The organism is Streptomyces sp. NPDC051109 (assembly GCF_044455885.1).
Lineage (GTDB): Bacteria > Actinomycetota > Actinomycetes > Streptomycetales > Streptomycetaceae > Streptomyces.
Map to the genome: position 1 here is coordinate 287,381 of NZ_JBITFF010000006.1, position 26,613 is coordinate 313,993.

The 26,613-nt window shown below is 72.0% G+C and carries 24 protein-coding genes; 2 read left to right on the plus strand and 22 right to left on the minus strand.

Features of this window, described 5'->3' with window-relative positions; genetic code table 11:
• The first annotated feature begins 21 nt into the window (after window positions 1-21).
• Entirely contained in the window at window positions 22-1,050 is a 1,029-nt protein-coding gene (sepH, locus tag ACIBAD_RS14410) for a septation protein SepH (RefSeq protein WP_398906753.1), read from the plus strand.
• A gap of 54 nt (window positions 1,051-1,104) precedes the next feature.
• On the opposite strand, the gene ACIBAD_RS14415 is transcribed toward sepH, so the two are convergent.
• Window positions 1,105-1,959 (minus strand): sulfurtransferase, encoded by an 855-nt coding sequence (locus tag ACIBAD_RS14415; protein ID WP_398906755.1) that lies wholly within the window; start codon window positions 1,957-1,959, stop codon window positions 1,105-1,107.
• Window positions 1,960-2,134: 175 nt separating this feature from the next.
• Here ACIBAD_RS14415 and ACIBAD_RS14420 point away from each other — a divergent pair, with 175 nt between their 5' ends.
• Window positions 2,135-2,932, plus strand: a complete 798-nt coding sequence (locus ACIBAD_RS14420; RefSeq protein ID WP_398906757.1) for a VOC family protein — start codon at window positions 2,135-2,137, stop codon at window positions 2,930-2,932.
• Window positions 2,933-3,051: 119 nt separating this feature from the next.
• On the opposite strand, the gene ACIBAD_RS14425 is transcribed toward ACIBAD_RS14420, so the two are convergent.
• From ACIBAD_RS14425 to ACIBAD_RS14525, 21 genes are all read right to left on the minus strand, one after another.
• The gene (locus ACIBAD_RS14425) at window positions 3,052-3,453 is read right to left on the minus strand and encodes a DUF4357 domain-containing protein (protein ID WP_134070523.1); all 402 of its coding nucleotides are present in this window, start codon (window positions 3,451-3,453) and stop codon (window positions 3,052-3,054) included.
• A gap of 186 nt (window positions 3,454-3,639) precedes the next feature.
• Window positions 3,640-5,118, minus strand: coding sequence for an aldehyde dehydrogenase family protein (locus ACIBAD_RS14430; RefSeq protein ID WP_398906759.1), 1,479 nt, complete (start codon window positions 5,116-5,118; stop codon window positions 3,640-3,642).
• Window positions 5,119-5,158: 40 nt separating this feature from the next.
• Window positions 5,159-6,052, minus strand: a complete 894-nt coding sequence (locus ACIBAD_RS14435; RefSeq protein ID WP_134070525.1) for an isocitrate lyase/phosphoenolpyruvate mutase family protein — start codon at window positions 6,050-6,052, stop codon at window positions 5,159-5,161.
• 91 nt (window positions 6,053-6,143) lie between these two features.
• Window positions 6,144-6,734, minus strand: coding sequence for a thiamine pyrophosphate-dependent enzyme (locus ACIBAD_RS14440; RefSeq protein ID WP_134070527.1), 591 nt, complete (start codon window positions 6,732-6,734; stop codon window positions 6,144-6,146).
• A complete protein-coding gene (locus ACIBAD_RS14445; RefSeq protein ID WP_376018118.1) occupies window positions 6,734-7,258 on the minus strand; it encodes a hypothetical protein in 525 nt (174 codons plus the stop codon). Before ACIBAD_RS14445 ends, ACIBAD_RS14440 begins: the two co-directional genes overlap by 1 nt.
• Window positions 7,259-7,279: 21 nt before the next feature.
• Complete coding sequence (locus tag ACIBAD_RS14450) at window positions 7,280-8,602, minus strand: ATP-grasp domain-containing protein (RefSeq protein WP_134070529.1); 1,323 nt, start codon at window positions 8,600-8,602, stop codon at window positions 7,280-7,282.
• The gene (locus ACIBAD_RS14455) at window positions 8,599-9,648 is read right to left on the minus strand and encodes a hypothetical protein (RefSeq protein WP_134070531.1); all 1,050 of its coding nucleotides are present in this window, start codon (window positions 9,646-9,648) and stop codon (window positions 8,599-8,601) included. The genes ACIBAD_RS14450 and ACIBAD_RS14455 overlap by 4 nt, the downstream gene beginning before the upstream one ends.
• A gap of 49 nt (window positions 9,649-9,697) precedes the next feature.
• Window positions 9,698-10,555 carry a TauD/TfdA family dioxygenase gene (locus ACIBAD_RS14460; protein ID WP_398906764.1) on the minus strand — a complete coding sequence of 286 codons (858 nt, stop codon included), beginning with the start codon at window positions 10,553-10,555 and terminating at the stop codon, window positions 9,698-9,700.
• A gap of 43 nt (window positions 10,556-10,598) precedes the next feature.
• Window positions 10,599-11,003, minus strand: coding sequence for a hypothetical protein (locus ACIBAD_RS14465; protein ID WP_134070535.1), 405 nt, complete (start codon window positions 11,001-11,003; stop codon window positions 10,599-10,601).
• A complete protein-coding gene (locus tag ACIBAD_RS14470; RefSeq protein ID WP_398906766.1) occupies window positions 11,000-12,382 on the minus strand; it encodes a cation:proton antiporter in 1,383 nt (460 codons plus the stop codon). Before ACIBAD_RS14470 ends, ACIBAD_RS14465 begins: the two co-directional genes overlap by 4 nt.
• Window positions 12,375-13,682, minus strand: a complete 1,308-nt coding sequence (locus ACIBAD_RS14475) for a GTP-binding protein (protein WP_134070539.1) — start codon at window positions 13,680-13,682, stop codon at window positions 12,375-12,377. Before ACIBAD_RS14475 ends, ACIBAD_RS14470 begins: the two co-directional genes overlap by 8 nt.
• Window positions 13,683-13,684: 2 nt before the next feature.
• Window positions 13,685-14,605, minus strand: a complete 921-nt coding sequence (gene cysD, locus ACIBAD_RS14480) for a sulfate adenylyltransferase subunit CysD (RefSeq protein WP_134070541.1) — start codon at window positions 14,603-14,605, stop codon at window positions 13,685-13,687.
• The gene (gene cysC / locus ACIBAD_RS14485) at window positions 14,602-15,147 is read right to left on the minus strand and encodes an adenylyl-sulfate kinase (RefSeq protein ID WP_134070544.1); all 546 of its coding nucleotides are present in this window, start codon (window positions 15,145-15,147) and stop codon (window positions 14,602-14,604) included. Before cysC ends, cysD begins: the two co-directional genes overlap by 4 nt.
• A complete protein-coding gene (locus tag ACIBAD_RS14490; RefSeq protein WP_398906769.1) occupies window positions 15,144-17,138 on the minus strand; it encodes an inositol monophosphatase family protein in 1,995 nt (664 codons plus the stop codon). Before ACIBAD_RS14490 ends, cysC begins: the two co-directional genes overlap by 4 nt.
• Entirely contained in the window at window positions 17,104-18,372 is a 1,269-nt protein-coding gene (locus ACIBAD_RS14495; protein WP_398906771.1) for an MFS transporter, read from the minus strand. The genes ACIBAD_RS14490 and ACIBAD_RS14495 overlap by 35 nt, the downstream gene beginning before the upstream one ends.
• 148 nt (window positions 18,373-18,520) lie before the next feature.
• Window positions 18,521-19,567, minus strand: coding sequence for an aspartate carbamoyltransferase (pyrB, locus tag ACIBAD_RS14500; protein ID WP_134070548.1), 1,047 nt, complete (start codon window positions 19,565-19,567; stop codon window positions 18,521-18,523).
• Window positions 19,568-19,705: 138 nt separating this feature from the next.
• Window positions 19,706-20,815: a TauD/TfdA family dioxygenase gene (locus ACIBAD_RS14505; protein WP_134070550.1), complete on the minus strand. Its 1,110-nt coding sequence runs from the start codon at window positions 20,813-20,815 to the stop codon at window positions 19,706-19,708.
• A 77-nt stretch (window positions 20,816-20,892) separates the two neighbouring features.
• Complete coding sequence (locus tag ACIBAD_RS14510) at window positions 20,893-22,167, minus strand: hypothetical protein (RefSeq protein WP_134070552.1); 1,275 nt, start codon at window positions 22,165-22,167, stop codon at window positions 20,893-20,895.
• Window positions 22,142-24,097, minus strand: a complete 1,956-nt coding sequence (locus ACIBAD_RS14515; protein ID WP_398906774.1) for an alpha/beta hydrolase family protein — start codon at window positions 24,095-24,097, stop codon at window positions 22,142-22,144. Before ACIBAD_RS14515 ends, ACIBAD_RS14510 begins: the two co-directional genes overlap by 26 nt.
• The gene (locus tag ACIBAD_RS14520; RefSeq protein ID WP_134070556.1) at window positions 24,094-25,116 is read right to left on the minus strand and encodes a histidinol-phosphate transaminase; all 1,023 of its coding nucleotides are present in this window, start codon (window positions 25,114-25,116) and stop codon (window positions 24,094-24,096) included. The genes ACIBAD_RS14515 and ACIBAD_RS14520 overlap by 4 nt, the downstream gene beginning before the upstream one ends.
• Before the next feature lie 43 nt (window positions 25,117-25,159).
• Window positions 25,160-26,404 carry a hypothetical protein gene (locus ACIBAD_RS14525; protein ID WP_398906776.1) on the minus strand — a complete coding sequence of 415 codons (1,245 nt, stop codon included), beginning with the start codon at window positions 26,402-26,404 and terminating at the stop codon, window positions 25,160-25,162.
• Window positions 26,405-26,613: the final 209 nt, after the last annotated feature.

Below are 26,613 nucleotides of genomic sequence, written 5' to 3' on the forward strand. Positions count from 1 at the left end.
GGCACCACCCGGGAGGTCCCCATGCCCGAACTGCGTGTCGTGGCCGTCTCAAATGACGGCACACGACTGGTGCTCAAGGCTGCGGACAGCACGGAGTACACGCTTCCGATCGACGAGCGGCTGCGGGCTGCCGTGCGCAATGACCGCGCGCGCCTGAACCAGATCGAGATCGAGGTGGAGAGCCACCTCCGCCCCCGTGACATCCAGGCCCGCATACGGGCCGGTGCCTCCGCTGAGGAGGTCGCTCAACTCGCGGGCATCCCCGTCGACCGGGTACGCCGCTTCGAGGGCCCGGTGCTGGCCGAGCGCGCGTTCATGGCCGAGCGGGCCCGCAAGACCCCCGTGCGCCGCCCCGGCGAGAACACCGGACCCCAGCTCGGCGAGGCCGTGCAGGAGCGGCTCACGCTGCGCGGCGCCGAGAAGGAGTCCGTGCAGTGGGACTCCTGGCGCCGCGACGACGGCACTTGGGAGGTCCTGCTGGTCTACCGGGTCGCGGGCGAACCGCACTCGGCCAGCTGGACGTACGACCCGCCGCGCCGGCTGGTCGTGGCCGTGGACGACGAGGCCCGTTCGCTGATCGGCGAGGCGGACGACCTGCCGGCGACGCCGGAGCCCAGCTTCCCGTTCGTGCCGCGGATCGCGCGGCTGCCGAGGGACAGGCCGCTGGACCGCGCCCTGGACCGCCAGTTGGAGCGGGCTGCCGCCAGCGCGGCGCCCGCGCCGGAGCCGGAGGAGGAACGGGACACCCTGACGAGCCTGTTGGAGGCCGTACCGAGCTTCCGCGGCGACCTGGTGGTCCCGGAACGCCCCGAGCCCCCGGCGGAGGAGGAGCCGGAGGCGGAGGAGCCCCCGGCGGCCTCGGCGAGCGCCGGCGCAGGCTCCGCTTACGCGGACGTGCTGATGCCGCGCACGGTGGCGGGCCACCGCGACCGCCTGACGGGCACCACGGACCGTCAGGCGGAGGCCGACGGCGTCCGCCCGGGCCGCCGTGCGGCGGTCCCGAGCTGGGACGAGATCGTCTTCGGCACCCGCCGCAAGAAACAGGAGTAGCCCGGGCGGGGCACCGCCCGCCCGGGACGCGGGTCGTGCCGGGCGCAGCCCCCGCTACTGCGGGTCCGGGCCCGTGGCCACGGGCCGGGCCGGGTCCGCGGACCACTCCGACCAGCTGCCCGCGTACAGGGCGGCCGGAATCCCGGCCACCGCCAGCGCGAGCACCTCGTGCGCCCCCGAGACGCCCGAACCGCAGTACACCCCCACCGGCGCCCCGCCCGCGGCGCCCAGCCCGGCGAACCGCGCCCGCAGCGCGTCCGCCGCGAGGAACTTCCCGTCCGCGTCCACGTTCTCCGCCGTCGGCGCCGACACCGCTCCCGGGATGTGCCCGCCGACCGGGTCGATCGGCTCGACCTCGCCCCGGTACCGCTCCCCCGCCCGTGCGTCCAGCAGGACACCGCTGCGCGCGAGCGCCGCCGCCCCGTCCGCGTCCAGCAGCCCCAGCGCCCCCGCGTTTGGCTTGAAATCGCCCTCCGTAACGGTGACGGCATCGGCTGTCACCGGGCCGCCCGCAGCCGTCCACGCGGCCAGTCCCCCGTCCAGCACCCGTACGTCCGTGTGACCCGTCCAGCGCAACAGCCACCAGGCCCGTGCGGCGGCCCAGCCGAGACCCCCGTCGTACACGACCACCGGCGCGTCCGCCGAGACCCCGGAGCGGCGCATCACCGCACCGAACTCCTCCGGCTGCGGCAGCGGGTGGCGCCCGCCGGCTCCCGGCGGACCTGCCAGTTCGCGGTCGAGGTCCACGTACACGGCCCCCGGCAGGTGGCCCGCCTCGTACGCGGAGCGCAGGTTCGGACCGCCCAGCTGCCAGCGGACGTCGAGCAAGGCCGGCGGCCGTGGCCCGGCCAGCTCGTCCATCAGTTCGGCGGCGGAAACGATCACGGGGGGCGCAGAGTTCGCAGTCATACGGCCCATCTTCCTCCCCCCTCCGCAACCCGTGTCACAAGCCCGGCACCGACAGGCCGCACCGATTCGGTCATCTCTCCCCGCGTCGGTGAAACCCGGCCGGTCGAGGCGCGCCGGACCCGCCGTAGTGGAAGCATCTGGTCCGGGATGAGCGACGACGGAGGAGACGGCTGACATGACCGAGGAACCGGAAGAAACGCGGCGCCCGCCCGGCACGCCGTGCTGGTCGAGTCTGATGGTGCGCGGCCTCGGGACCACCGAGGCCTTCTACACCGACCTGTTCCGCTGGGAGTACGAGCCCGGCCCCCAGCCCTTCGGCCCGTACGTCCGCGCCCTGCTCGACGGCCAGGAGGTGGCCGGCATCGGCGAGATGCCGCCGGACCGGCACCTTCCGGTGGCTTGGACCACGTACTTCGCCACCGACGACGCGGACTCGACGGCCGAGACGATCCGCTCCTGCGGCGGCACGGTCGCGGTGGGCCCGCTGGACGCGGGCGGCGAGGGGAGGGTGGCGATCTGCTCCGACCCGCTGGGGGCGATCTTCGGGATCTGGCAGGCCGAGGAGCACATCGGGACCCGGCTGTCCGGCGTCCCCGGCACCCCGGTCTGGGCCGAGCTGGTCACGCAGGACACCTCGACCGTCGGCAAGTTCTACGAGCACGTCTTCGGCCACGAGGCCGAGACGCACGCCACGGCCACCTCCGACTTCGACTACGTGACGCTGCTGCTGGACGGACGTCCGGTCGCCGCCGTGCACGGGGTGGGGCGCTCGCTCCCGCACGACCGGGGCCCGCACTGGATGACGTACTTCGAGGTGGAGGACGTCGACACGGCCGCGGCCCGGGTCCAACGGCTCGGCGGGCGCGTCGTCCAGCCGCCGCGCGAGGGGCTGACCGGCAGGGTGTCCACGGTCGCCGACCCGGAGGGCGCGGTGTTCACGCTCGTCGAGTCGCGGCCCGCGAACGGCCGCTGACCGCCGACGCGCTCGGGCGCCGGGAGCCGGGAAGGGTCGATAAGTCATGCACATGACAAGGATGAAGGTGTGCGGCACGACGGGTGTCGCGTCCGCGGCGGGGCCGGCGGTAACGCTCGTCAGTCCGCTCCGGCTTCGTGCCTGAGGTCCTCGAGGGTCCGCCCGTCCGGGGTGTGCCACACGGTCCAGCCGTTGACCATGTTTCCGGTGACGGCGGTCGCGGCCGTGGACGGCGACGGGAAGGGCGTCTCGCGGCCTTCGACGAGGAGCTTGCCCCGGGGGGTGACCACCGCTGAACCGGCCCAGTCCGTCCCGGGCCGCCGGAGCGCCAGGACCGTACCGGCGGGCAGCAGGCCGGCGTTCATGAGCGGGGCGAGAGGGCCGTGCGGTACGACCGGCTCCGCTGCCTGGAGTCCACCGGCAGCGCCGAGCGTGAGCGTGACGTGGAGCGTCTCGTCCTCGGCGGCATCGACGATGCGCGCTATCAGCGACTTGTCGTAGTGGAAGCTGATCGTGGGCATGCGCCCTCCAGTCGGGTCGGGGAGCGGGGCGCCCGCGCTCTCCCGCGGTTTCAGGGACGAGTAGATCTTAGGGTCACCGGCCGCACCCGAGACCGGGGCGCAGTACCGCGGTCCCGGGACGCCTGAGGTCCGGGACCGCGGTACTCCGTGTCGAACGCTTCGGTCGGCAGCGGCCGTCGGCCGCGGTCAGTACGCGATGCAGGCCGTGCGCCACTCCAAGTAGAAGTCCCACACCTGGGGCGAACACTCGGCCGGCCCGTACTGGGACTCCTTGGCGCCGATGTGGGGCATGTGCGGGTAGGCGCCGACGCCCGGGCGGTTGACGTGGAGCATGCCCGCGTCGATGCGCTCCAGGGCCTCCAGTGCGAGGGAGGTGTCGGCGGTGAAGACGGCCGCGGCCATGCCGTAGCGGACCGAGTTGACGATGCGCAGACCGTCCTCGAACCCGTCGCAGACGAGTACCGACAGCACCGGGCCGAAGATCTCCTCCTGGGCGATGTAGCTGTCCTCCCGCACCCCGGCCAGGACCGTGGGGGCCATGAAGTAGCCGTCGGGGACGCCTTCCGTGAGGCGGTCCCCGCCGGTGACGGCCACGGCGCCCTCGGCGAGCGCATGCCGGGTCCCGTCCAGACAGGCCCGGAGCCGGTCGGCGCTGACCACCGGACCGAGCTGCGCATCGGCGTCGAGGCCGCTGCCCACCCGCAGCGTGGCCGCACGCGCGGCCAGTTTCTCCACGAGTACGTCGTGGACGGCCCGGTCGACGACGACGCGGCTCGTGGCGGAGCACCGCTGGCCCGCCTGCCCGAACGCCCCGGTCACGATGGCGTCGGCCGCGGCGTCGAGGTCGGCGTCCGCGAGGACCAGCGCGGCGTTCTTGCCGCCCATCTCCAGCTGGGTGCGCAGGAACCGCGGCGCACCGGCCGTGTGGATGGCGCGGCCCACCTCCACCGAGCCGGTGAACGAGATCCCGGCGACGGCCGGGTCCTTGACCAGCGCCTCGCCGACCTCGCGTCCGCCGTGGACCAGGTTGAGCACGCCGCCCTGCGCCCCGGCCTCCAGGAAGCAGTCGACGAGCAGGGAGGCGGTGAGCGGGGTGAGGGGGGACGGCTTGAGGACCGCGGTGCACCCTGCGAGGAGGGCGGGAGCCACCTTCCACGCCGGGATCGCCAGCGGGAAGTTCCAGGGCGTGACCAGTGCGACCACGCCGATGGGCTCCCGCCGGGTCAGTGCGAGCGTCCGCGGGTCGTCCGCGGGGAGTGTGGTGCCGCCGAGCCGCCGCCCCTCTCCCGCCGTGTACTCGAGGAGGGCGACCGTCCGGTCCACCTCTCCCAGGGCCTCGCGCAGCAGCTTCCCCTGTTCCCGGGTGATCGCCTCGGCGAACTCCTCCCTGCGGGCGTCGATCAGACGGGCCGCCTTCATCACGATGGCGCCTCGCCGGATCGGCCCCAGGGCCCGCCAGGCCGGGAGCGCGCGTTGCGCGGCCCCGACCGCCTCCTGTGCGTCGGCCGCCGTGGAATCGGGGCTCCGGCTGACGAGATCCGCGAGGTCGCCCGGATTGCGGTTCTCCTGGGTCCGGCCCGATCCTGCGGGGCACCGCTGGTCCGCGATGACGTTCCACACCTCGGCGGTCCGCTGGTCACCGGCCGTTCGGCGAGGCTCCATCATGTTCCCTTTCTGTGGGTCGGCACTCTGCGCTGCGGCAGCGTCAGCCGATCGCGGAGTAGGCGGCGGTCAGCTCGTCGTGGCGCTCCTGGCGGGCGAGCAGCTCGTCCACGTTCTGCATCGCGAAGACGTCCTTCAGGGTGGCGATGGAGCCCTCCACCGTGTAGGTCGAACCCGCGCCGGCGATCTGGGCGAGGACGTCGCGCATCGCGCTGATCGAGGCGCGCAGGCCCTGGTTGGCGTAGATCACCCCGCCGAAGCCGTTGTCCCCGAGCTCGGCGGCCGTGACCTGCGGGTACGTGGTGGGCACGACGATGACCGGGAGCGCTCCCCGGTACGCGGCGCGGAAGGCGTAGACCTCCTCGGCGGTGGAGCGCTTGGAGTGGATCAGGAGGGCGTCCGCACCGGCCGCCTCGTACACGGCCGCTCGGCGCAGCGCCTCGTCCAGCCCGGCACCCGCGATGAAGGCCTCGATGCGGGCCACCACCACGAAGTCCTCGTCGGTGCGGGCCTCCTTCGCCGCGGTGATCTTCGCGGCGAAGTCACCGATCGGGGCGAGGTCCTGGTTGCCCTCGACGAAGCTGTTCATCTTGGGGAACTGCTTGTCCTCGATGCACACGCCGGCCAGCCCGCGGGCCTCGTACGAGCGGACCATGTGGACGACGTTGCCGACACCGCCGAAGCCGGAGTCGCAGTCGGCCAGCACCGGGATGTCCACCGCGCCCGCGATCTCGGCGGCCGCCTCGAGGCATTCCGCCATGGACAGGATGTTCGCGTCCGGCAGCGCGCGGGCGGCGGAGATCTCCAGCCCGCTCGCCCAGATGGCCTCGAAGCCCGCCTCCTCGCCGAGCTTGGCGCTGAGTGCGCTGTGCGCGCCCATGAATCGGGTGATCGAGGAACCGGTGAGGGCGGCGCGCAGCGTACGGGTCTTGGACATGGGTGTCTCCTTCATGAGGATCTCGATGAGGTGGAAGTCGATGGGTCGAGGAGAACGGCCTCGAAGAGCGGAAGGGCGCAAGCTCGGAGTGCTAGCTCGCCGGGCGTCCGGCCGCCGCGCGCACGCGCTCGACGATCTCCTGCGGAGAGTGCGTGACCCGGCGGCCGGGTCCGTCCGCGCGCGGGCCGGTGAGGGCGTGCAGCAGCGTGGGACCGGCGGGCAGCTCGACCGCGCGGAGTTCTTCGGAGGTCTCCACCCGGGCGGCGGCCCGGTAGCCCGCGGCCAGCGCCAGAGCCACGAAATCGGACCGCTGCACGGTGGACTGGCCGCCGGTGCTCTCGTGCATGCCGTTGTCGACGACCACGTGCAGCAGCTCCGTTCCCGAGGCGGCCACCAGCGGGAGCACGCTCAGGTTCATGAGCAGCGAGCCGTCGCCGTCGAGCGCGATCACGGTGCGTTCGGGGCGGGCCAGCGCGAGGCCGAGCGCGACCGGGGCGGACATGCCCATGGAGCCGACGAGGTAGAAGTTCCCCGGCCGGTCGGCGGCGTTGAACAGTTCCCGGCTGGTGAATCCGCAGGTCGACACGATGAGGGCGTCCGGGTGACGGGCGATCATCTCGCGCATGACCTCGGAGAGGCTCAGCTGCGCGGCGGGGACGGTTGCGGCAAGCGGTGCGGGCATCAGATGCCTTCCCGGACGATGAGCACGCCGCAGCGCTGCTCCTTGTCCATCATGTCGATCGCGGTGGAGACGGACCCGGCAGGATCCGCGGGGTCGAGGACCGTGTACGGCAGGCGGAACAGGTCCAGGAGCCGCAGGAGTTCGGCGCCGATCACGTCGTGTTCGACGGCGTCGTTGCCGTCGTGGCCGCGCCAGCTGACGATCAGCAGCACGGGCACGTCGTAGATGAGGTTGAACGAGGTGATCACGTTCAGGCAGTAGCCGAGGCCGGAGTTCTGCATGAGGACCACGGCGCGCTCCCCGGCCACGACCGCCCCGGAGGCGATGCCGATCGCGCTGTCCTCGCGCGGCGCGGGCAGGTAGTGCAGGCCGGCGAGCCGGGGGTCGTCACCCGGCTCCTCCAGCAGTCGGAACGCGCCGTTGAGCAGGCTGCAGGGGACACCCGTCGCGAGGGTGTAGCCATGGTCCACCAGGCTGTGCAGCAGATCGCGGGCCGTGGTCGAACCCGCGGTGGTGGTGTGCATGTTGGCCTTCCGTCGGATGGGTCAGTGGGACGAGGCGGAGAAGGGGACGGGGCTGCCGTCGGCCGGCGAGACGAAGTCGGCGCGGTAGGCGGCCGTCACCCGCTCGGCGGTGGCCAGGCAGGACGTCACGTCCTCGCCCGTCACGAGGAACGTCAGGACGTTGTAGGGCTGCTCGGGCCGCAGTTCCGCGCCCGGGGCGAAGCGCGTCTTGCAGAACACCAGCTCCGGGAAGCGCTCGAGCAGTTCTTCCCGCGGCGTCTGGCCGACCAGCGTGACGGCCACCGGGGGCGGCGGTACGGAGCGGTACAGCGCGTACCGCCGCCCCTGGTAGTTCCCCTCCGGGGAGCGTCCGAGCGCGAGCCGGATGATGTCCGCCTCGATGTCCGCCCCGCTGGCGGCGCGCAGCAGGTGTCCCACCGGGCCGCCCAGACGGGCGTTCAGCTCGATGCAGGCCGGGCCGTCCGGGGTGAGCTTGAGCTCCAGATGGGTCGCTCCCCACCGGATGCCCATGGCCTCGATGATCCGGCCCGCGTGGTCGAGCACCTCCTGGCGCCGGTCGGCGGGCAGCGAGGTGGGGACCACGTCGCCGGTCTCCACGAAGCCGTGCAGCGGGAGCTTGTCCGTGACGCCGACGTGGACGACGCGGCCGTCCTCGACCAGCGATTCCACGCTGACGTAGTCGCCGAACCCCGTCTCCTCGTACCAGGGGGAACCCACGAGGAGCTGCTCCAGGACGAACAGCGCCTCGGGGTCGAACAGCGGCGACGACCGGTACGCCTCCAGTGCCTCGCGCAACCGCTCCCGCAGCTCCGCTTCGTCGTGCACCTTGCTCACGAGGAAGCTGGCTGCGCCGTGAACGGGCTTCAGGACGGCGGGGAAGCCGACGGCGGCGACGGCCACCGGTATGTCCGCCTCGTCCGCGATCTCGTGGAAGCGGACCTTCTCCACCCCGGCGTCCCGCAGCCGGCGCCGCTGTGCCAGCTTCGACTGGGCGGTGCGGACGGTCTCGGGCGGGTTTCCCGGCAGGCCCAGCCGCTGCTGCGCCTCGGCCTGGACCACGATCAGCGGCTCACCGAAGGTGGCCACCCCCTGCACCGGCCGCCGCCCGTGCAGGTCGACGAGCACGTCGGGGATGGTCAAGTGGTCGGCGACGGCCAGCCACTCGCCCGTGAACGACCCGGCCCACTGTCGGCGGAGCCCCTCGACCGCCGCGCCGGAGGCGTTGCCCTCGTACCACACGACGCTCACCTCGGACGTGACCTTCGCGGCCGCCCGCAACGCGGCGTCCGGGGATATCCCTCCGGCGCCGAGCAGGAGGACGAGGTGGGAGGAGTGCTCGCTCATCGCGCGCCCGCCCCGCTGCCGGCCGGCGCGAGGGCGGGCAGCAGCACCTCGCGGACCATGCGCTCCATGTCCTGCTCGTCGTGCGGGTCGACCAGCTGGACGCCCATGCCGCGCCCGACCCGCTCCCGGGCGGCCATCACGTTGCGGTGCGGCACGCCGTGGACCGCGGGGATGGTGATGCCGTTCAGGGACAGCCAGGTGTCCGCCCCGAGCGAGGCCATCGTGTCCGAGGGGACCAGGACCAGGGCGCGGGCCGCGGCGACCAGGTCCGCGTCGCGCAGCACGTCCGGGATGCCGGCACCCCACAGGTCACCGCCGAGTTCGGCGACGATGATCTCCGCGCCCTGCTCGGTCAGCCGCCCCACCAGGTGACGGGCCGAGCCCACCACGGTGTCCGCCGCGTGGCCGTAGGTGGTGGCGAGACCGGCGTCCACGAAGTCGGCCGCGCAGTGCGCACCCGCGTCCGCCAGGGTCAGCAGATCGCGCAGCCGCCCCGTACCGGCCAACTTGGTGACTCCGACGCGGAGTCCGTGACGGGTGGCCAGGTGGTTCACCAGGGCGGAGGCGAACGTCGTCTTGCCGACCTCGGCGGCGGTGCCGCCGATGAACACGATCGGTGTTCCGGCCACGGAGGACGCGGTCTGCGGCTCCAGGCGCACGACGCGGCCTTCGGCGTCCGTGGCGAGACCGACCAGTTCCAGGGCGGTCGCGGTGCCGAGGGAGGCCGGGGAGGAGGCGGCGATGCCGATGACGCCGCCGACCGCCAGCAGGTCGGCCGGGGTCCCCGCCGTGACGGCGAGTCCGCCCTCGGGCAGGCCGCCGTAGATCGAGGTGGTGGAGTGGCGGTCGCCGAGCACGCCGACGATCTCGTCACCGGCCCTGATCCGGACGTCCCGCCCGTGGGTGTTCTCCACCTGCCGGTAGGCCCCCACCTTCACCACACGGGCGATGACGAGGTCGCCCGGCCGTCCGATTCCCTCGGCGGCGGTCAGGTGTGCCGGGAGCGCCTGTGCTCCGCGGGTGCAGCTCGCAATGACTGTGCTCATGTTCCGTTCCAGAAAGAGAAGATCGATGTGTGGACGAGCGCCGGCACGGCTACTGGATGTTGACGCTCCAGATCGTCCGCGGATTCACGGACAGGGCACCGTCGGCCTCGGTCCGGGTGGCCACGACCTCCTGGCGGCCGTGTCCGTAGCGGTCGTTGTCGATGACGACCACGTCACCGGCGGCCATCACGTACACCTGCTGTACGGCGGGGTCGTTCGCGACGTCCTTGAAACGGAGCACTGCCTCGAACCAGCGCTCACCGCCCTTGACCGATTCGGCCGCCGTCCGCAACCGGTCCACGTTCTGCGGCAGTCGGGCCGCGTAGTCGTCCGGCACCGCGGTGCGCCGCGGGCTGCCGGGGACGTAGAGGAAGGGCAGCTCTGAGGCGTCCTCGTCCAGGTGGGACGCGGGGAAGCTCATCGCGTAGCCGGTGAGCAGCCGCAGGTCCTCGACCCAGTGCTCGGGGTGACGGCGCCGCATCTCGGCGAGCACGTCGCCCCATCGCACGATGAGGGACTCGCCGTTGTGGCCGGGCCGGAAGTCCTGCCAGCCCGGGTCGGCCATCAGCATCGCCAGGTGCAGCGGGCGCCGGCGGGCGAAGGAGCGGCCCGAGTGCATCGGCAGGGATCCGGCCTTCTCCTGGACCCGCTCGGTGCCCTCGGACTGCGGCGCGCGGCACCGGACGGTGTTGATGGCCGGGTGCAGCGCGTACGCCGCCTTCGTGGAACCGGCGGCGTAGTTGGGGCAGAGCTCGCCCAGGGCCTCCAGCAGGCCGATGTACCGGTCGACGTCGAGCGGGAAGTTCCGCAGGTACGCGAGCCGGTGGTCGGCCACGGAAGCGGTGGTGGCCGCTTCGATCTCCGCCGGCGAGAGGCCGGCGCAGTCGATGGCGATGGTGTCGAACATGGCGTGCAACTCCAGGGAGGAATGTCGGTCCGGACGGCGGAGGTCAGCCGACGGGGACGAGACCGTGCTCGGCCAGCAGGGCGAGGAGCACGTCGACGGTCGGGGTGGCGGCATCCGGGCCCGCCGGGGCCGTTTCGAGGAAGACGGCGTCGGCCCGCCGGTGGCGGGAGCGAACCCGGTCCAGGTCCGCCGCAGCCCCGTCGGGCGCCGTGACCACGGCGAGGATGCCGTGGCGGGCGAGGATCTCGGCCACGAGGCCGACCCGTTCGGCGGCGGCCCGTCGGCTCTCGCCGGGCACGGCCGATGCCGCCGGGTCGAGCACCTCCACGCGGCGGTGGTGGCCGTCGCGCAGACGGTCGGCGAGTTCTTCGGCGACCGGGTGCCGCAGGGCGCCGTTCAGCCACAGGGTGGCTCCCGGCAGACAGGTGCAGAGGGCGGGCGGGGTCATGGGGACACCGCCTCGGCGGGTTCCGGCCGCCGGGTGGCGGAAGGCGACGGGAGCGGGTCCGCACCGTTCGTGCGGGGCAGCTGCCCGGCCTTGACCGCCCTCTCCAGCCAGCTTCCGGCCATCAGCGAGGTGAAGACGGCGGTGAGGACCAAGGTGGTGAACAGGGTGGCGTTGATGATCTGCGCGTCGTACGCGAGCGTGGCCAGCACGATTCCCGGGCCGCCTCGCGCGTTCATGGCGATCGCCAGGTTCACGGCGTTGTCGGGGGGCCGGCCCGCCCAGCGGGCGCCCACGTACACGCTGGCGGCCTTGACCGCGCAGGCGAAGGCGATGAACAGCAGGGTGTACAGGGGGTCGAACGCGTGGACGAGGTCCAGCTTCAGGCCGACGACGGCGAAGTACACCGGGATGAAGAACCCGGTGGCGAAGGAGTGGATGGCCTGCGTCGGCTCGCTCCCCTTCAGGCCGACGGCCTGCGAGTCGGCGCCGCTGCGTGCCCGGCCCGCTACCAGACCGACGACGAACGCCCCGTACATCGGCGTGATGCCCAGGAAGAGGCAGCCCGCGGCGGCCGTCAGGACCAGGGCGAGCTGGAACGGGATCCCGCCGGTCGGACGGTCCTGGCCGGCGGCGCCCCGGCGGGCGGCCAGGGACCGGCGTACGAGGGTGCTCACCCCGGCCACCAGCCCGAAAAAGCCCACCGAAACCAGCGCGTGGTAGGCCGCGGACCCGTATCCGGAGCCGGCGCCGACCAGTGTCGCGGCTCCGAACGTGTCGTGCTTGCCCCGGTCGACCATGCCGAGGGCCACCGCGATCACCACGTTGAGGACGATGTCCTCCAGTACGGCGACCGAGAGCACCACGCGGGCGAAGGGCGTTCCCGCGATGCCCAGGTCCAGCATGATCCGTGAGATCACCGGAATGCTCGTGATGGCCACGGCGCAGGCGATCACCAGGGTCAGGGCGGTCTCGTTCGAGGCCCTCCCCATCACTGCGGACAGGTCGACCAGCCGCACCAGCAGCAGCCCGAAGGCGAACGGGACGACCATGCCGACCACCGCGATGATCCCGACGGCACGGCTGTCCTGCCGGGAGAACACCGTCCGCATCTGGATGCCCGCGAGGAACATCAGCAGCAGGGTGCCCAACTGGTAGACCAGCGCCAGGCCGGCCGCCGCCGGACCTGTCTTCGGGAACAGCCAGGCCTGTGCGTCCGGGGCGATCAATCCGAACAGCGACGGGCCGAACAGCAGACCGCCGAGGATCTCGCCGATGACGGGTGGCTGGCGGAACCGCCCGAACAACCGGCCCGTGAACACGGCGGAGACCATCAGTACCGTGAGGCCGGCGAAGAGGCGGAAGAGGTCGACGTCAGGCACGTGCGCCTCCGTCGAGCGTGGTGGAACCGGTCATGCCGGCCGCGCGGGTGGAGCCGTCCGCCGGGTCGATCAACAGGAAGGCTCCGGTGCTCCGGTTGTCCCGGTAGTCGTCGAGTGCCAGCGGCTCGGCCGTCCGCAGCACCACGCGGCCGATGTCGTTCACGAACAGCCCCTCCTCCCCCGGGTGTCGTTCGAGCGTGTCGATGTCGATCCGGCAGGACACCTCCCGTACGACGGCGCGCACCGTGCGGGTGGTGTGCTTCACCAGCACCCGCTCGCCGGCGCGCAGGGGGCGCTCGTGGAGGTGGCACACGGTCGCCTCGACGTCCTGGGTGAGCCGGGGCGGTTCCCCGGCCACGATCAGGTCGCCGCGCGAGACGTCGAGGTCCTCGGCGAGCCGCAGGGTGACGGACCGGCCCGCCGAGGCGGTTTCCACGACGGCGCCGAGGGCGTCGATCCCGGCGACGGTCCCGCGGTGCCCGGAGGGCAGCACGGTGACGGTGGCACCGGTGCACAGCGAGCCTGAGGCGATCTGGCCCGCGTAGCCGCGGTAGTCGGGGTGTTCGGCGCTCTGCGGCCGGATCACGTACTGCACCGGGAAGCGGAACGGCAGGTCGACGGGGGTCCCGTCGGCGGGGACCGTCTCCAGGTGCTCCAGCAGGGTCGGGCCGCCGTACCAGTCCATGTGGGCGGAGGGCTCGACCACGTTGTCCCCGGCCAGCGCCGAGATCGGCACGGCCAGGACGTCGCGGATGCCGAGCCGGGTGGCGTAGGCCGTGAACTCCTCGGCGATCTTGGCGAAGACCTGCTCCTCGTAGCCGACCAGGTCCATCTTGTTGACGGCGAGGACCACGTGGGGCACGCGCAGCAGGGCCGCGACGGCGGCGTGGCGGCGGGTCTGCTCGATGACGCCGTTGCGGGCGTCGACGAGGACGACGGCGAGGTCGGCGGTGGAGGCGCCGGTGACCATGTTGCGGGTGTACTGCACGTGGCCGGGGGTGTCGGCGAGGATGAACCGGCGGCGGGCGGTGGCGAAGTAGCGGTAGGCGACGTCGATGGTGATGCCCTGCTCGCGTTCGGCCCGCAGGCCGTCGGTGAGCAGCGCGAGGTCCGGGGCGTCCTGGCCGCGGCTGGCGGAGACCCGCTCGACGGCCTCCAGCTGGTCGGTGAGGACCGACTTGGAGTCGTGCAGCAGCCGTCCGACCAGGGTGGACTTGCCGTCGTCGACGGAGCCGGCGGTCGCGAAGCGCAGCAGGGTGGTCGCCGAGACGTCGGCGAACTGCTCGGTGGTGGAGGTCATGGCTAGAAGTACCCTTCGCGCTTGCGGTCTTCCATCGCGGCCTCGGACATCTTGTCGTCGGCGCGGGTCGCGCCCCGCTCGGTGAGCCGGGAGGCGGCGATCTCGCTGATCACGGCGTCCAGCGTGGTGGCGTCGGAGTCCACGGCGCCGGTGCAGGACATGTCGCCGACGGTCCGGTAGCGGACGAGCCGCCTCTGGGTGCTCTCGCCGTCCTTGGGGCCGCCCCATTCGCCGGCGGTCAGCCACATGCCGCCCCGCTGGAACACCTCGCGCTCGTGGGCGAAGTAGATCTCGGGGAGTTCGATGTTCTCGCGGGCGATGTACTGCCACACGTCCAGCTCGGTCCAGTTGGACAGCGGGAAGACGCGCACGTGCTCGCCGGGGGCGTGGCGGCCGTTGTAGAGCTGCCACAGCTCGGGGCGCTGGCGGCGCGGGTCCCAGGTGCCGAATTCGTCCCGGAGGGAGAAGACGCGCTCCTTGGCGCGGGCCTTCTCCTCGTCGCGGCGGCCGCCGCCGAACACGGCGTCGAAGCGGTTGCGTTCGATGGCGTCGAGGAGCGGAACCGTCTGCAGCGGATTGCGGGTCCCGTCGGGCCGTTCACTCAGCCGTCCGTCGTCGATGAAGTCCTGTACGCGGGCCACGTGCAGGGTCAGCTCGTGTGCCTTGACGGCCCGGTCGCGGTAGTCGAGCACCTCGGGGAAGTTGTGCCCGGTGTCGACGTGCAGCAGGGTGAACGGCACCGGCGCGGGCGCGAACGCCTTGAGCGCCAGGTGCAGCATCACGATGGAGTCCTTGCCCCCGGAGAACAGGATGACCGGGCGTTCGAACTCGCCCGCCACCTCCCGGAAGATGTGGACCGACTCCGCCTCCAGGACGTCCAGGTGCGTGGGGCGGAGGGCGGGGGCATGCGTAACGGTGGTCACGCCATTCCCTTCTTGATGAGCAGGCCGTGCAGCAGGCCGACGGATTCGGCGACCGGTCGGCCCGCGGTCTGCAGCCGCAGGTCCGGTGCCTCGGGGATCTCGTACGGGTCGTCCACACCGGTCAGGTGGGCGATCTCGCCCGCCGCCTGCCGCGCGTACAGGCCCTTCACGTCGCGGACGGCGCACACTTCGACCGGGGTCGCGACGTGCACTTCCAGGAAGGGGGTCCGCGCGGCCGTGTGCTGCGCGCGGACGGCGGCACGCGCGTCCGCGTACGGGGCGATGACCGGCACCAGCACCTTCACTCCGTGCCGGGCCAGCTTCTGGGCTACGAAACCGATCCGGGCGACGTTGGTGTACCGGTCCTGCCGGCTGAAGCCCAGTCCGCGCGAGAGGAACTCGCGGATCTCGTCGCCGTCCAGGACCTCGGTGCGATGGCCGTCGCCGCGCAGCCGCTCGGCCAGAGCCAGCGCCAGGGTGGTCTTGCCCGCACTGGGCAGACCGGTCAGCCAGAGCGTGCAGCCGCTCTCGGCCGGCGTCACCGCTGCACCTGCGCTTCCAGCGCCTCGCGCAGTACGGCGAGCAGGACCGGAGCGTCCGCCGCCTGGCAGACCAGGAGGTCGGGCAGGTACGGGTCGCTCTGGTTGTACCGGAGCGGGGTGCCGTCGAGGCGGGAGGCGTGGAGTCCCGCGGCGAGCGCCACGGCGGCCGGGGCGGCCGAATCCCACTCGTACTGGCCGCCGGCGTGGATGTAGGCGCGTGCCCGGCCCTGGACCACGGCGGCGGTCTTGGCGCCGGCCGAGCCCATGCCGACCAGTTCCGCGCCGACCCGCTCGGCGACCTCCTCCAGGAAGGCCGGCGGCCGGGAGCGGCTGCCGAGGATGCCCAGGTTCCGGGCAGCGGCGGGGGCGACGACGGGAGCGGAAGCCGTCGAGAGGACGACGCCCTGGGCCGGGAGGGCCACGGCACCCGCCACGAGTCGGCCGTCGGACCACAGGGCGACGTGCACGGCCCAGTCGTCCCGGCCCGCCTCGGAGAACTCGCGGGTCCCGTCCAGCGGGTCGACGATCCACACGCGCCCCGCGGCCGGCCGCGCGGGATCGGCCGCGCCCTCCTCGGAGAGCACGGCGTCCAGCGGCCGGTGCCGGGCGAGTTCGGCGGTCAGGAACTCGTGCGAGCGGGTGTCACCGAGGTCCTTGAGCGCCTTGGCGTCCGCGAAGGCCTCCTCCGTGCGCAGGCCGAGGAGCAGGGTGCCGGCCTCCTCCGCAAGCCGGTGGGCCAGTTCGTGGTCGTCGGGGCCGCAGCCGAGGCCGTCGTACGCCTCGGTGCAGGACGGGGAACGGGTGACCACGGTCGTGGTGTCGAGCAGCCGGCGGAGCCAGCGCTCGACCTCCGCCGGGTCCTTGCCCGCGACCACTCCGGACAGCGGCAGGTGCTCCGGGCGGTAGGAGTTCTTCCGGCTCGTCGGCGTGCCGGGCGCCACGATCCGGTGGCTCAGCACGAGCGGGTCGTCGAGCAGGCCGTCGGCCACCTCCACGATGACCTCGGCGCCATCGTGGACGTGTCCGGGGAAGAGGAAGAAGCCGTGGCTGAGGTCGGCCCGGGCGGGTCCGATGAACCGGGTGGCCAGCGCGGACTCGACGTCCGAGGCCATGTCCAGGGTATGCAGATAGGCGCCGGTGCGCAGTTCGGTGGCCCGCACGATGTAGCCGCCACCGCAGCGTGCGGCGGCCTCCATGAAGACCGGTCCGTCCTCGGTCATGATCGCTTCCAGGTGAAAGGTGAGCGTCTCGCCGCCGAGCGCGCGGACGCAGCGCACGGCCCACTCGGCCAGCTCCGGGTCGTCGATCTGGACCGAACCGAGCGGCTCGCCGTTCTCGAAGCGAAGCGGCGTCCCGACGTACCGGGACGGCTGCACCACGACGGCCCGCCCCTCGAAGAGGAAGCCGTCGACGTGCCAGATCGGCCCTTCGACGTACTCCTCCAGCTCGTACGCGGCCGCGAAGGCGGCGTTCCGCCCGCTCTGCTCCCGGACGAACGCGATGGCGTCCTCGAAGGTGGCGAAGAGCTCGATGCCCTGGCTGCCGCTCTCGTCGCGCGGCTTGACGATGGTGGCGCCAGACCAGCGGGCGGCGGTGCCCTCCGGCTGGTCGAGGGTCGTGTAGCGCGGCACCCGGAACCCGGCCTCGGCCAGGGTGTGCTTCATCGCGACCTTGTCGCGGAAGTTGCGGGCGGTGCCGGGCCCCATGCCGGGGATGCCGAATTCGGCCCGCAGTTCGGCCGCCGGGGTGATCAGCAGCTCGTGCCGGGCGATGATCCGGTCGTACGGGGGCCGCTCGGCCAGGAGCGGGCGCAGCTGATCGGTGACGGGCAGCGCCGGGTCCCAGGCGTACGTGTCGCAGCGGATGTGGTCCGGGATGTTGCCGAGGTACTCCGCGGCGCCCGCGTACGTGACATCGTGCGCGGCGTGGTCGATGGCCTGCTCGTAGCCGAGCCTCTCAAACAGGTTCTGATGAAGGATCAGTATGCGCACCGGGGTTCTCCCTGAGGGTGAGGTGGACGACGGCCCAGGCGGCCGCGCCGCACAAGCCCATGAATACGAAGAGCAGCCCGCGGTCGAGGAAGGCCAGTACCAGGCCCCCCAGGGCCGGTCCGGCGCCGAGGCCGAGGTTGCGCAGCGTCGCCGCGCCGAAGTAGGTGCCGCGCATGGTGGGCGGGGCCAGCTCGTCGACGACGACGCTGACCGTGGGGACCACGAGTACTTCGGCCATGCTGACCAGCACGACGAGGGCGATCAGCCCCGCCTTGCCGAAGGTCACGAGGGAGAAGAGCAGGCAGACCACTGTGAACAGGCCGTTGCCCAGGAGGATCGTGCGACGCGGGTCGAGCCTCTTCGAGATCACCGTGGCGAGCGGCTGCAGGGCGATCACCGCGACCGCGTTGACGGTGAGCAGGATCGAGAAGAACCGCACTCCGTCGGCGAAGCCGTCGTTGACGACCGCGGACAGGTTCGACTCGATCTGGCAGTACGCCAGCGTGAACAGGATCATCGAGACGGTCAGGCCCCGGAACACCCGGTCGCCGGCGAGCACCTTGAGGGCGCCGGTGAAGCTCCGCCGCTCCGTGGGTCCGGCCGAGAATCCGAAGCGCGTGCCTCGTGTGAGCCACCAGAAGGCGATGGCGAACACGAGGTAGGAGCAGCCGGAGATGACGAACGCCGCCCGGGCCGACGCGATGCCGAGCAGGGCTCCGGCCGGCGGGCCGATGCCCACGGCGAAGTTGGTCAGTACGTAGCGGTGCCGGAAGACGGCGGGCCGCCGCTCCTTGGGCAGACTGTCCGCCATCAGCACCTGGGTGACCGGCCAGAAGAAGGCCGACATGACCCCGTAGCCGGCGTTGAGCAGACCGAACACCACGGGGAACAGGGCGCTCCCGCGCAGGAACGTCGCCACCAGGAAGAACATCAGGAAGACGAACGCGCTGCCGAAGAGGCCCACCAGCAGGACGAGCCGCTTGCCGACCCGGTCGGCGAGCATCCCGCTGAAGAAGCCGGCCGTGAGGGAACCGATCTGGCTCAGCCCGACGATGACGCCGATGACGTAGAGCGGGGCATCGACGTTCTTGCTCAGGTAGATCGTCATGAACGGGATGCAGAGGAACGAGACCAGCTTCAGGAAGAAGGTGCTCGCCATCGTGACCGAGACCAGCGGGTTGCGGTAGGCGGCGAAGTCGCTCGTGGATTGCGCCGCTTTCGTATCCACGCTCATGCAATACCTCTCATCCGTCGTTCTGGCTGCCGCGCTGTCCCGCTTGTGGGACGGGCAGAAGCCGAGAACGCCGAAGCGGGCCGGTGGTGACCGGCCCGCTTCGGCGTTCTCGGGGGTGTGGTGTCGTGTGGTGTGGTGTGACTTGCCGTCAGAGGGCGACGTTCTTGTAGAACGGTGCGTCCTCGGGTCCGGTGTAGTCCGGGCGGTACCAGGCCGCCGGCCGGAGCGAGCCGGGGACGGCGTCGGCCACGCCGAGCACCGAGGCGAACAGGGCCATCCGCATGGGGATGCCGGCGTCGGTCTGCCGGAAGATCGCCAGACGGGGATCGTCGTTCAGGTCGGTCGCCAGGTCGTTGGAGCCCGGGCGCCCGTCCCGCGGCAGCGGGTGCATGATCACCGCATCGGCCCGGCAGGCGCGGCTCACCAGCGCCTTGTCCACGCGGAAGGCGTCGCTGTAGGGGACCGGCCGGTCCGTGAACCGCTCGGTCTGCAACCGCGTCGTGTAGACGAGGTCGGCGTCCTTGAGGCCGCTCTCCGGGTCGTCGCTCAACTCGATGCGGTGGCCCCGGCTCTCGGCGAGTTCCAGCAGGTCGGCGGGCATACCCAGGGATTCGGGGGCCACGCACACGATGGTCAGGTCCTCGTACCGCGAGACCAGCTTCATCAGGGAGTGCACGGTGCGGCCGTGTCGGAGGTCGCCGACCAGGGCGAGGCGGCGGCCGTCCATGCGGCGGCCGGTCCGGGCGAATTCCCGGTGCAGCGCGAACATGTCGAGCAGGGCCTGCGTCGGGTGTTCGCCGGCGCCGTTGCCCCCGTTGATCACGGGAACGTGGGTGGCGGCTGCGAACTCGTGCACCGCGCTCACTTCGGGATGCCTCATCACGACGAGGTCGCAATAGCCGCTGACCACGCGGCTGGTGTCGGCCAGCGACTCGCCCTTGGCGATCGACATGATCTCCGCGCCCGTCGTGCTGGTCACTCCGCCGCCCAGGCGCAGGAACGCGGACTCGCAGCTGAGCCTGGTGCGGGTGCTCGCCTCGAAGAAGAGGCTGGCCATGACGGCGCCTTCGAGCACCCGGGTCACCTGACGGCCCCGGGCCACCGGCGTCAGCAGATCCGCCAGTTCGAAGAGCTCCTCCAGTGATTCCCTGTCGAAGAGGTCGCTGGAGAGGACGTGCTTTCCGGTCAGTGACATGGGGCGGATCCGACTTCCTCTGGGTGCTCGACTGCTTTGGGGCGCCGACAGTGTACGGGCACGGGTTCTGGCCTGCGGGTACGGGTCTCTCCGCCCCGGCGGGGGCGGGGGCGGAGAGACCGGGGAGCGGTACGGGGATCAGCGGTGCGAGAGCGCCACCAGCTGTACCGACGAGACGTTGCGCTGCTCGACCTCCTTGAGGGAGGCCACTGCGGTGTCCAGTGACTGGGCGGCCGCGCCGCCGCTCGTCCCGCCGATCAGCGCGTCGAGCTCTCCCTGGAGCTCGGCGCAGACGGCGACCAGGTCCTCCTGCCCCCCGGCGGGCTCGGCCTGCTCGGCCCCGTCGGCCGCCGACGGGGCCTTCGCACCCTCGCGGGGCGAGACCGTGACGCTCCACAGCTCACGGTTGTTCGTCCGGGTCTCGCCGTCGGCCAGGTACTCGCCGACGATCTTCAGACGGCCGTGGGCGAAGCGGTGGTTGTCCAACAGCAGCAGGTCACCGCTCTCCAGCGGGAAGCAGGCGAAGAACGCCTCGTCCGCGCTGGCCGCGAGCAGGTAGTCCAGCGAGCGCTGGTACGCCTCGAAATCCGGGATGTGCTCCCGGATGGCCACGATCTTCTCGCTCAGGTCCTGCTTCAGCCGCACGCCCACGTCGTACGGCCCCCGGGCGTCGGGCAGCGGATACAGCAGCGGCAGGCTGCTGAGCTCTTCGCGGACGTTGTTCGCCTCGAAGGTGATCGGGGTGGTGGACAGCCGCGCGAAGTGCTCCTGGAACACCTCCGCGTCGCGCTCCGCGAGACGCGTGAACAGGTCCTCCCAGCCGACCACCACGGACTCTCCGCGCTCGCCGGCCGGTACCTCGCGCCAGCCGGCCTCGACCATCAGCATGGCGAAGTGCGAGGGCCTGGGGGAACGCCAGGACCGGGCGGAGTGGGGTCGCAGGCCGCCCGCGACGTAGTGCACCGACTGGGCGCCCTCCGCCTTCTTCTTGTACTTGACCCGGTTGATCTGCGGGTGCGGGTCGGTCTTCGCCAGCGCGCTGAGCGAGGAGTAGTTCTTCAGCGGCTCGCCGAAGTGGCCGAGGAACTCCAGGTAGCGGTCGGGGTCCAGGGGGAAGTCCCGGATCAGGCAGATCCGGTTCTTCTCCATGACCTCCCGCGCGTCGGCGGCGATCTGCTCCACCGACTTGCCCGCACTGGTCACGTGCTCGTCCTGGATGGCCCGGGCCAGTGCGTTCTCCGTATGCAAGATCTTGTCTCCTTGGGCGATGTTGTGCGGGGGGAACGGTGCGGCGCGCGGCCGCCCCCGTTCGTTCGGCCGCTGGACTACGCGGCTTCCGGGACGGCCGCGGCCCGCGCCGCGGCCCGCCCCTGGAAGGTTCGCGCCTCGGCAACACGGCCGGACCGGGCCAGCAGCGAGGCGTGCGTGAGCAGCGTCAGCCGGTCGGCGTCCTGGCGTTCGGCCGCCGGTGCCAGCAGGTCCAGCGCCTCCTCGGCCCGGTCCTGCCGGTCGAGGAAGTTGGCGAACTCGACCCGCAGCTCCTGCTGGTCCGCGTTGGCGATCAGGCTCTGCCGGTAGAGGACTTCCGCGAGGGCCGGGTCGTCCAGCGGACCGGCGGTCAGCCAGGCCAGCTTGCCCAGCGTGTAGGGGTGGTTGGGGCGACCGCGCAGCGCCCGCAGCATCAGCGTCCGGGCCTGCGCGACGTCTGCCTCGTGCTTCGCCACGTACAGCGCGTAGTTGCACAGGGTCCGGGGGTGGGCCGGGTCCAGCCGCAGCGCCTCGCGGTAGCGGCCGCCCGCGTACTGCGGGTCCTGCTTCTTGTGCTCGGCGTACAGCGCGAAGTTGCTGTTGACGCGGGCGTGGCGGGTTGCCGCGGGCACCGGCCGGCCCGCCTCGCGCTTCTTGTCGTCCGGCGCCCAGTGGATCTTCTCGGTCCACAGTGAGAGGAGCCGCAGGTCGTTCGCGTCCTCGGGGTAGCGGGCCTGCATGTCGGCCAGCGCGATGGGGTCGGGTCGGTCGGCGAGGTAGCCGAAGCGCCCCATCGTCTCCCATTCGGAGAGCGTGATCAGCTCCTTGAGCTCCTCCGGGTAGTCCGGACGGATCGTCGTCGCGTTGACGCGGCTGCCCCGGGCGAGGACATCGGCGTCGAACTCCTCGCCCGCCAGGGTGAGGAAGCGGGCGAAGTCCGACTGGAGGTCCTCCTGGCGCCCGATGAAGTCGACCTCCTCCCCCGGGGTGCCCACGTACGAGCTGTAGATGTTGCCCAGGGCTCCCGGCAGCGTCGTCACCGCGCGGCGGACGAAGGTCTCGAAGACATCGCTCTCGCAGTGCTCGTCCAGCGCGTACTGCGGACGCCAGCCCTTCTCCATCCGGTAGGACCAGTAGGAGCGGTACCACTCCAGCGGGTCACGGACGAAGGCGCCGACCAGGCCGTACCGCGACCGGTCGAAGTCGGCGAGCAGATCGTGTTCCCGCATGGCGGGGTCGCCGACCTCCTCGACGGGGATGCCCAGCTCCCTGATCTTCCTACGGATCCAGGTGCTGCCGGTCTTCGGGGTCAGCAGCAGCAGCGCGTTACTGCGCGTCAGATGAAGTGCCATGCTCCGCTCCAGAGTTGGGTGCCCGGCCCGCCTTGCGGCGGGTGGCGCGTGGTGAGTCGAACAGCTTCATGCCCGTGCCCTGCGGGCCGGCCGCCGGTCCGTCCGCGCTCGGCCCGGGTACGCCGAGACCCTCGGCCAGGTACCGGGCGAGCAGGACGTTCAGGGCGTTGCGGTTGCCCGTGGTGACCACCTCGTGGCCCTCGTCGGGGAAGAGGGCGAGCGAGGCGTCCCGGTCCGCCTGGGCCAGCGCCATGAACATGCGGGTGGACATCTCGGCGGGCACCCGGCTGTCGGTGGTGCCGTGCACCAGCAGCACCGGGCAGCGGAAGCCTTCGGGACGGTTGACCGGCGAGGACGCGGCCAGCCGCGCCCGCTGCCCCGGTTCGGCCGGATCGCCGATGCGCCGCCTCAGCATGGGAGCGGCGGCCAGCCAGAACGCGGGCGGCTCCTCCAGGAACCGGACGAGGTCGGTCAGCGGCGAGGTCGCCACCACCCGGCGCAGCTCGCGATCCGTGGTCGCGGCCATCTGGAGCACCGCGTAGCCGCCGTAGCTGCCCCCCAGCAGGGCGATGCGGTCCGGGTCGGCGAGGCCCTCGGCGACCGCCCAGTCCAGGGCGTCCTCCAGGTCGTCCTGCATGGCGTGGCCCCACTGCCGGTCGGCGGCGTTGATCCAGGCCGAGCCGAAACCGGTCGAGCCGCGGAAATTGGGCTCGACCACGGTGTACCCCTGCTCCGCGAGCCAGGCGCGCCGCTCGTTGTACTCCCAACGGCTGCGCCGCCAGGGACCGCCGTGCACCAGCAGGACGGTGGGCCCCGGCGCGCCCGCCCGCCACGCCCGCACACTGCGGGTGACGTAGACGACGGCGTGACCGCCGTCGCGCAGCGGGACCGAGCTCGGCCGGCACTCCACCGCCGACGGCTCCCGGCCGGGCCGTGCCTCGGTCAGGGTCCAGGTCTCGCCGGTGCCCACGTCGTGTACGGCGTACACCACCTCCCGCTCGGGACGGTGCGAGGCGGCCAACCACAGACCGCCGCGACGCTCCAGGACCACGGGTTCGGTGCCGAGCGCGGTGCGCAGCCGGGCGATGTGCTCGCTCCCCGGCTCGTCCAGCGCGACGCATTCCCGCTGGGCCCGCTCGACGTGGGCCAGGTCCGGCACGCCGGTGTCCGGCGCGTACAGCACGTCGGCGAAGTCCCCGCCGCGGACCTGGTACAGGGTGCGCGGCTCGCCGGCCGGAACCCCCGGCCGGAAGTCCAGAACGGCGAGCTGGACGCCGTCGGGGCCGTGGGGCAGGACGAGGTACAGGCTGTGGCCGTCGTCGCTGAACCGCAGCACCCGCACGGTGAGCGCGTCCTCGTGCGCGATGCGCAGGTACGGCGCGTCCTCGGGGTCCCGGCCGGGGCCCGGCATGTGCCGCAGCTCCCGGCAGCCGTCCGGGAGGACGGTCTCGGTCAGCCGGGGGCGCAGGTCGCGGTCGAAGTACACGGCGGAGTGCGCGGACCCGCGCAGCACCGGCTCGCTCTCGCCCGTGAGCAGACAGACCCTGAGGTAGTCGCGGCGGCCCGCGTCGCCGCTGTCGGCGCTGAGCACGACCTCGCCGGGACGCCGGTCCGAGAGCCCGACGACCTGCGTGCGCGCGGCCGGATCGACACCGAGCGGCGTCCACTCGGACGTTTCGGCCCGGACCCGGTAGAGGGCCCAGTTCTCGGCACCGTCCGCATCCGCCACGGCCAGCCCGACACCGGGCAGGTGGGTCCAGGTGAATGCGCGGCAGCGTGCCGCCCCGACGCTGGAGCGGCTCAGCTCGCGCCGTGCCGCCACGTCGTACAGCACCAGCCTCGGGGCGGCGGAGCCACTGGAGAGCCAGCCGGCGAAACGGCCGTCGGCGCTGAGCGACGGCGGCCCGTTCACCTCTCCGGAAGGGCTCACCGGTGTGCCGTGGCCGGGCGCACCGCCGCCTCGTGCACGCGGGCGACGCACCCGACGATCGCGTCGAGCTCGCTCTCCCGTGGTACGGAGATACGCAGGCCGAGCGGCCAGTCCTCGGGATAGCCCTTCAAGTCGTGCAGCAGGCGGGTCCGGTATCCGGCTTCCAGCAGCGCCTCGACGACGGCCTGTGCGTGCGGGGTCTCCAGGCAGAGGTAGTTGGCGTCGGAGGCCCAGACCCGCACACCCCCGATCGCGCTCAGGCCGGCCGCCAGCTCCTCCCGGCACGCCCTGGCCCGCAGGACGCTGTCGTGGACGGCACCGGGTTCGGCGAGCAGTCGAAGGGCCGTGCGCTGGGCCACCCCCGAGACGCTGTTGGGCATGAGCCAGAAGCGGAAGTCCTCGCGGGCGAAGGCCTGCGACACCGCGAAGCCGATCCGCAGGTTGGCGAGACCCCAGGCCTTGGAGAAGGTCCGCATGACGACGAGGTTCGGGTACCGGGAGACGAGTCCGAGGGCCGTGCGGGGAGCGAAGTCGGCGTACACCTCGTCGAGGACCACGAGCCCTTGGGCCCGGCTCAGCAGCGCGGAAATGTCTTCAAGATCGAATTGGTAGCCCAGCGGATTGCGCGGCGAACACAGCACAATGACGGCTTCGGGGCGGTCGAGGTACGGCTCCAGTGCGGGAAGCAGCTCGTGCGCTTCGCGCACCGGGACGCTCGTGTAGTTCCACCCCTGCTGCCGGGACACCGTCGCCGTGAGATGGAAGTTGGGGGTGACGTCGACCACGAGACCCCGGTAGGCGCTGCGCAGCAGGGTGTCGATGAGCTGGGTCGCTCCCGCGCCGACGCGCACGAACTCCTCGGGCACGTCGAAATGCGCCGCCGCTGCGGCGGCCACGCTCTCGCCCCAGACGTCGTCCTTGTTGGTGATGTCCATCGACTTCGTGGCCGACATCATCTGTTCGGCCTGTTCACTCGGGTCCAGGAATTGGTTGCCCGTCCAGGTCAGGTTTAGCGTCATCGAAGTATCCAGACGTTGGTGTGGTGCCTCTGCATGAGGGAATTCAGAGCAGGAAGCGCCGCTTCTTCCCGCCCAGCGGGGTGATGCGCGCGCGCCGCTCCAGCTGCGGGTCCTCGCCGGGGAGGAGTGCGGCCAGGGTGTCGCGGAGGGCGGCCTCCACGGCCGCCGGGTCGGCGCAGGAGGCTTCCGCGGACCAGTACAGGAGGGTGCGGCCCCCACCGTTCGACACGAACTGGAAGTCCGCGAGGCCCGGGAGGAAGCCGATGGCCCGGGTCACCTCGTCCGCCGAAAGCTCGCCGGAACGGAAGCGCACGGTCCGCGGTTCCCGGCCGTGCAGTGACAGCAGCCGCTGGCTGCCGTCCTCGGCGGTCTCCAGCTCGGCGAAGTCGCCGGTCCGGTAGCGGGCGAAGACCGTGCTGCGGTTGACCAGATTGGTGAGCAGCAGCTCCCCCCGGCCGCGGGGCGAGGGCTGTCCGCTCCCGTCGAGCACTTCCAGGCGGACGTTCTCGCCGAACACGTGGAAGTGCGACCCGTTCGGCTCCGTCGCGGCGATCAGCCCGCCCTCCGTCGACGCGAGGGCGTTCACGACGGGCGCCCGGAAGTAGCCGGTGAGCCGCTCACGGTCGTCCGGGTGCAGGCACTCGCCGCTGACCAGGATCAGCTGCGGCCGCCACGGCGCCCGCGCGGCGCCCGCGGCCAGCAGCGCCGCCCGCAGGTCGAGCAGGTAGGTCGGCTTGCCGTAGAGCACGGGAGCCTGGAACTTGTGGAGGAGCGCCAGTGTGTCCGCCGGTGCGTCCGGCAGCTGGAGACGCAGGTACAGCGCGTCGTCCAGGGAGGGCAGGGGGCGGACGAAGCTGGGCCGGCCCGGCTTGTTGCTCACGAAGAGCACGCCGGGCGCCCCACGGCGGAACACCCCGCGGGAGAGTCCGGCGAGCCTCCGGATCTGGGCGAAGAAGTGATAGTTGACGGCGTACCAGGAGGCCTCGTCCAGGGTCACTTCCAAGGGCCGGCCGGTGGTGCCGCTGGAGGAGATCCGGAATTGCCTGCCGGCCTCGGGTTCCGCGCGGAAGCGGTGGCCGTGGTCCTGGTGGTCGGCCCGCCCCACGAGCGGCAGGCCCGCCCCGGCGTCCGCGTCCCGGTAGAAGGGGACCGACGTGCGCAGGTGGATCAGGAATTCCTCGTACGCGGTCCCCGCGGACGCGGTACCGGACGCCCGTTCCTCCCAGGCTTTCCGGGACCGGCGGACTTCGTCCAGGGCGTTCGCGATGACGGCGTCGGAATTAATCACTGTGAACCCTGTCAGTTCGGCAACGTGGCGGCACGGCGCGATGCGCGGGACGAGCGGTGCGGAGCATTCGGAATCCAGCACGTCCGTGACGGTCTCTTCACATCAGGGAGGGGATTCATCGAGCGGTCGAAAATTTCGACACTTCTTCCGCCACCAAGAGCGTGACACTTCCGCGGCACCGTGTCAAACAGGTGGGGAAATCAGGGAAG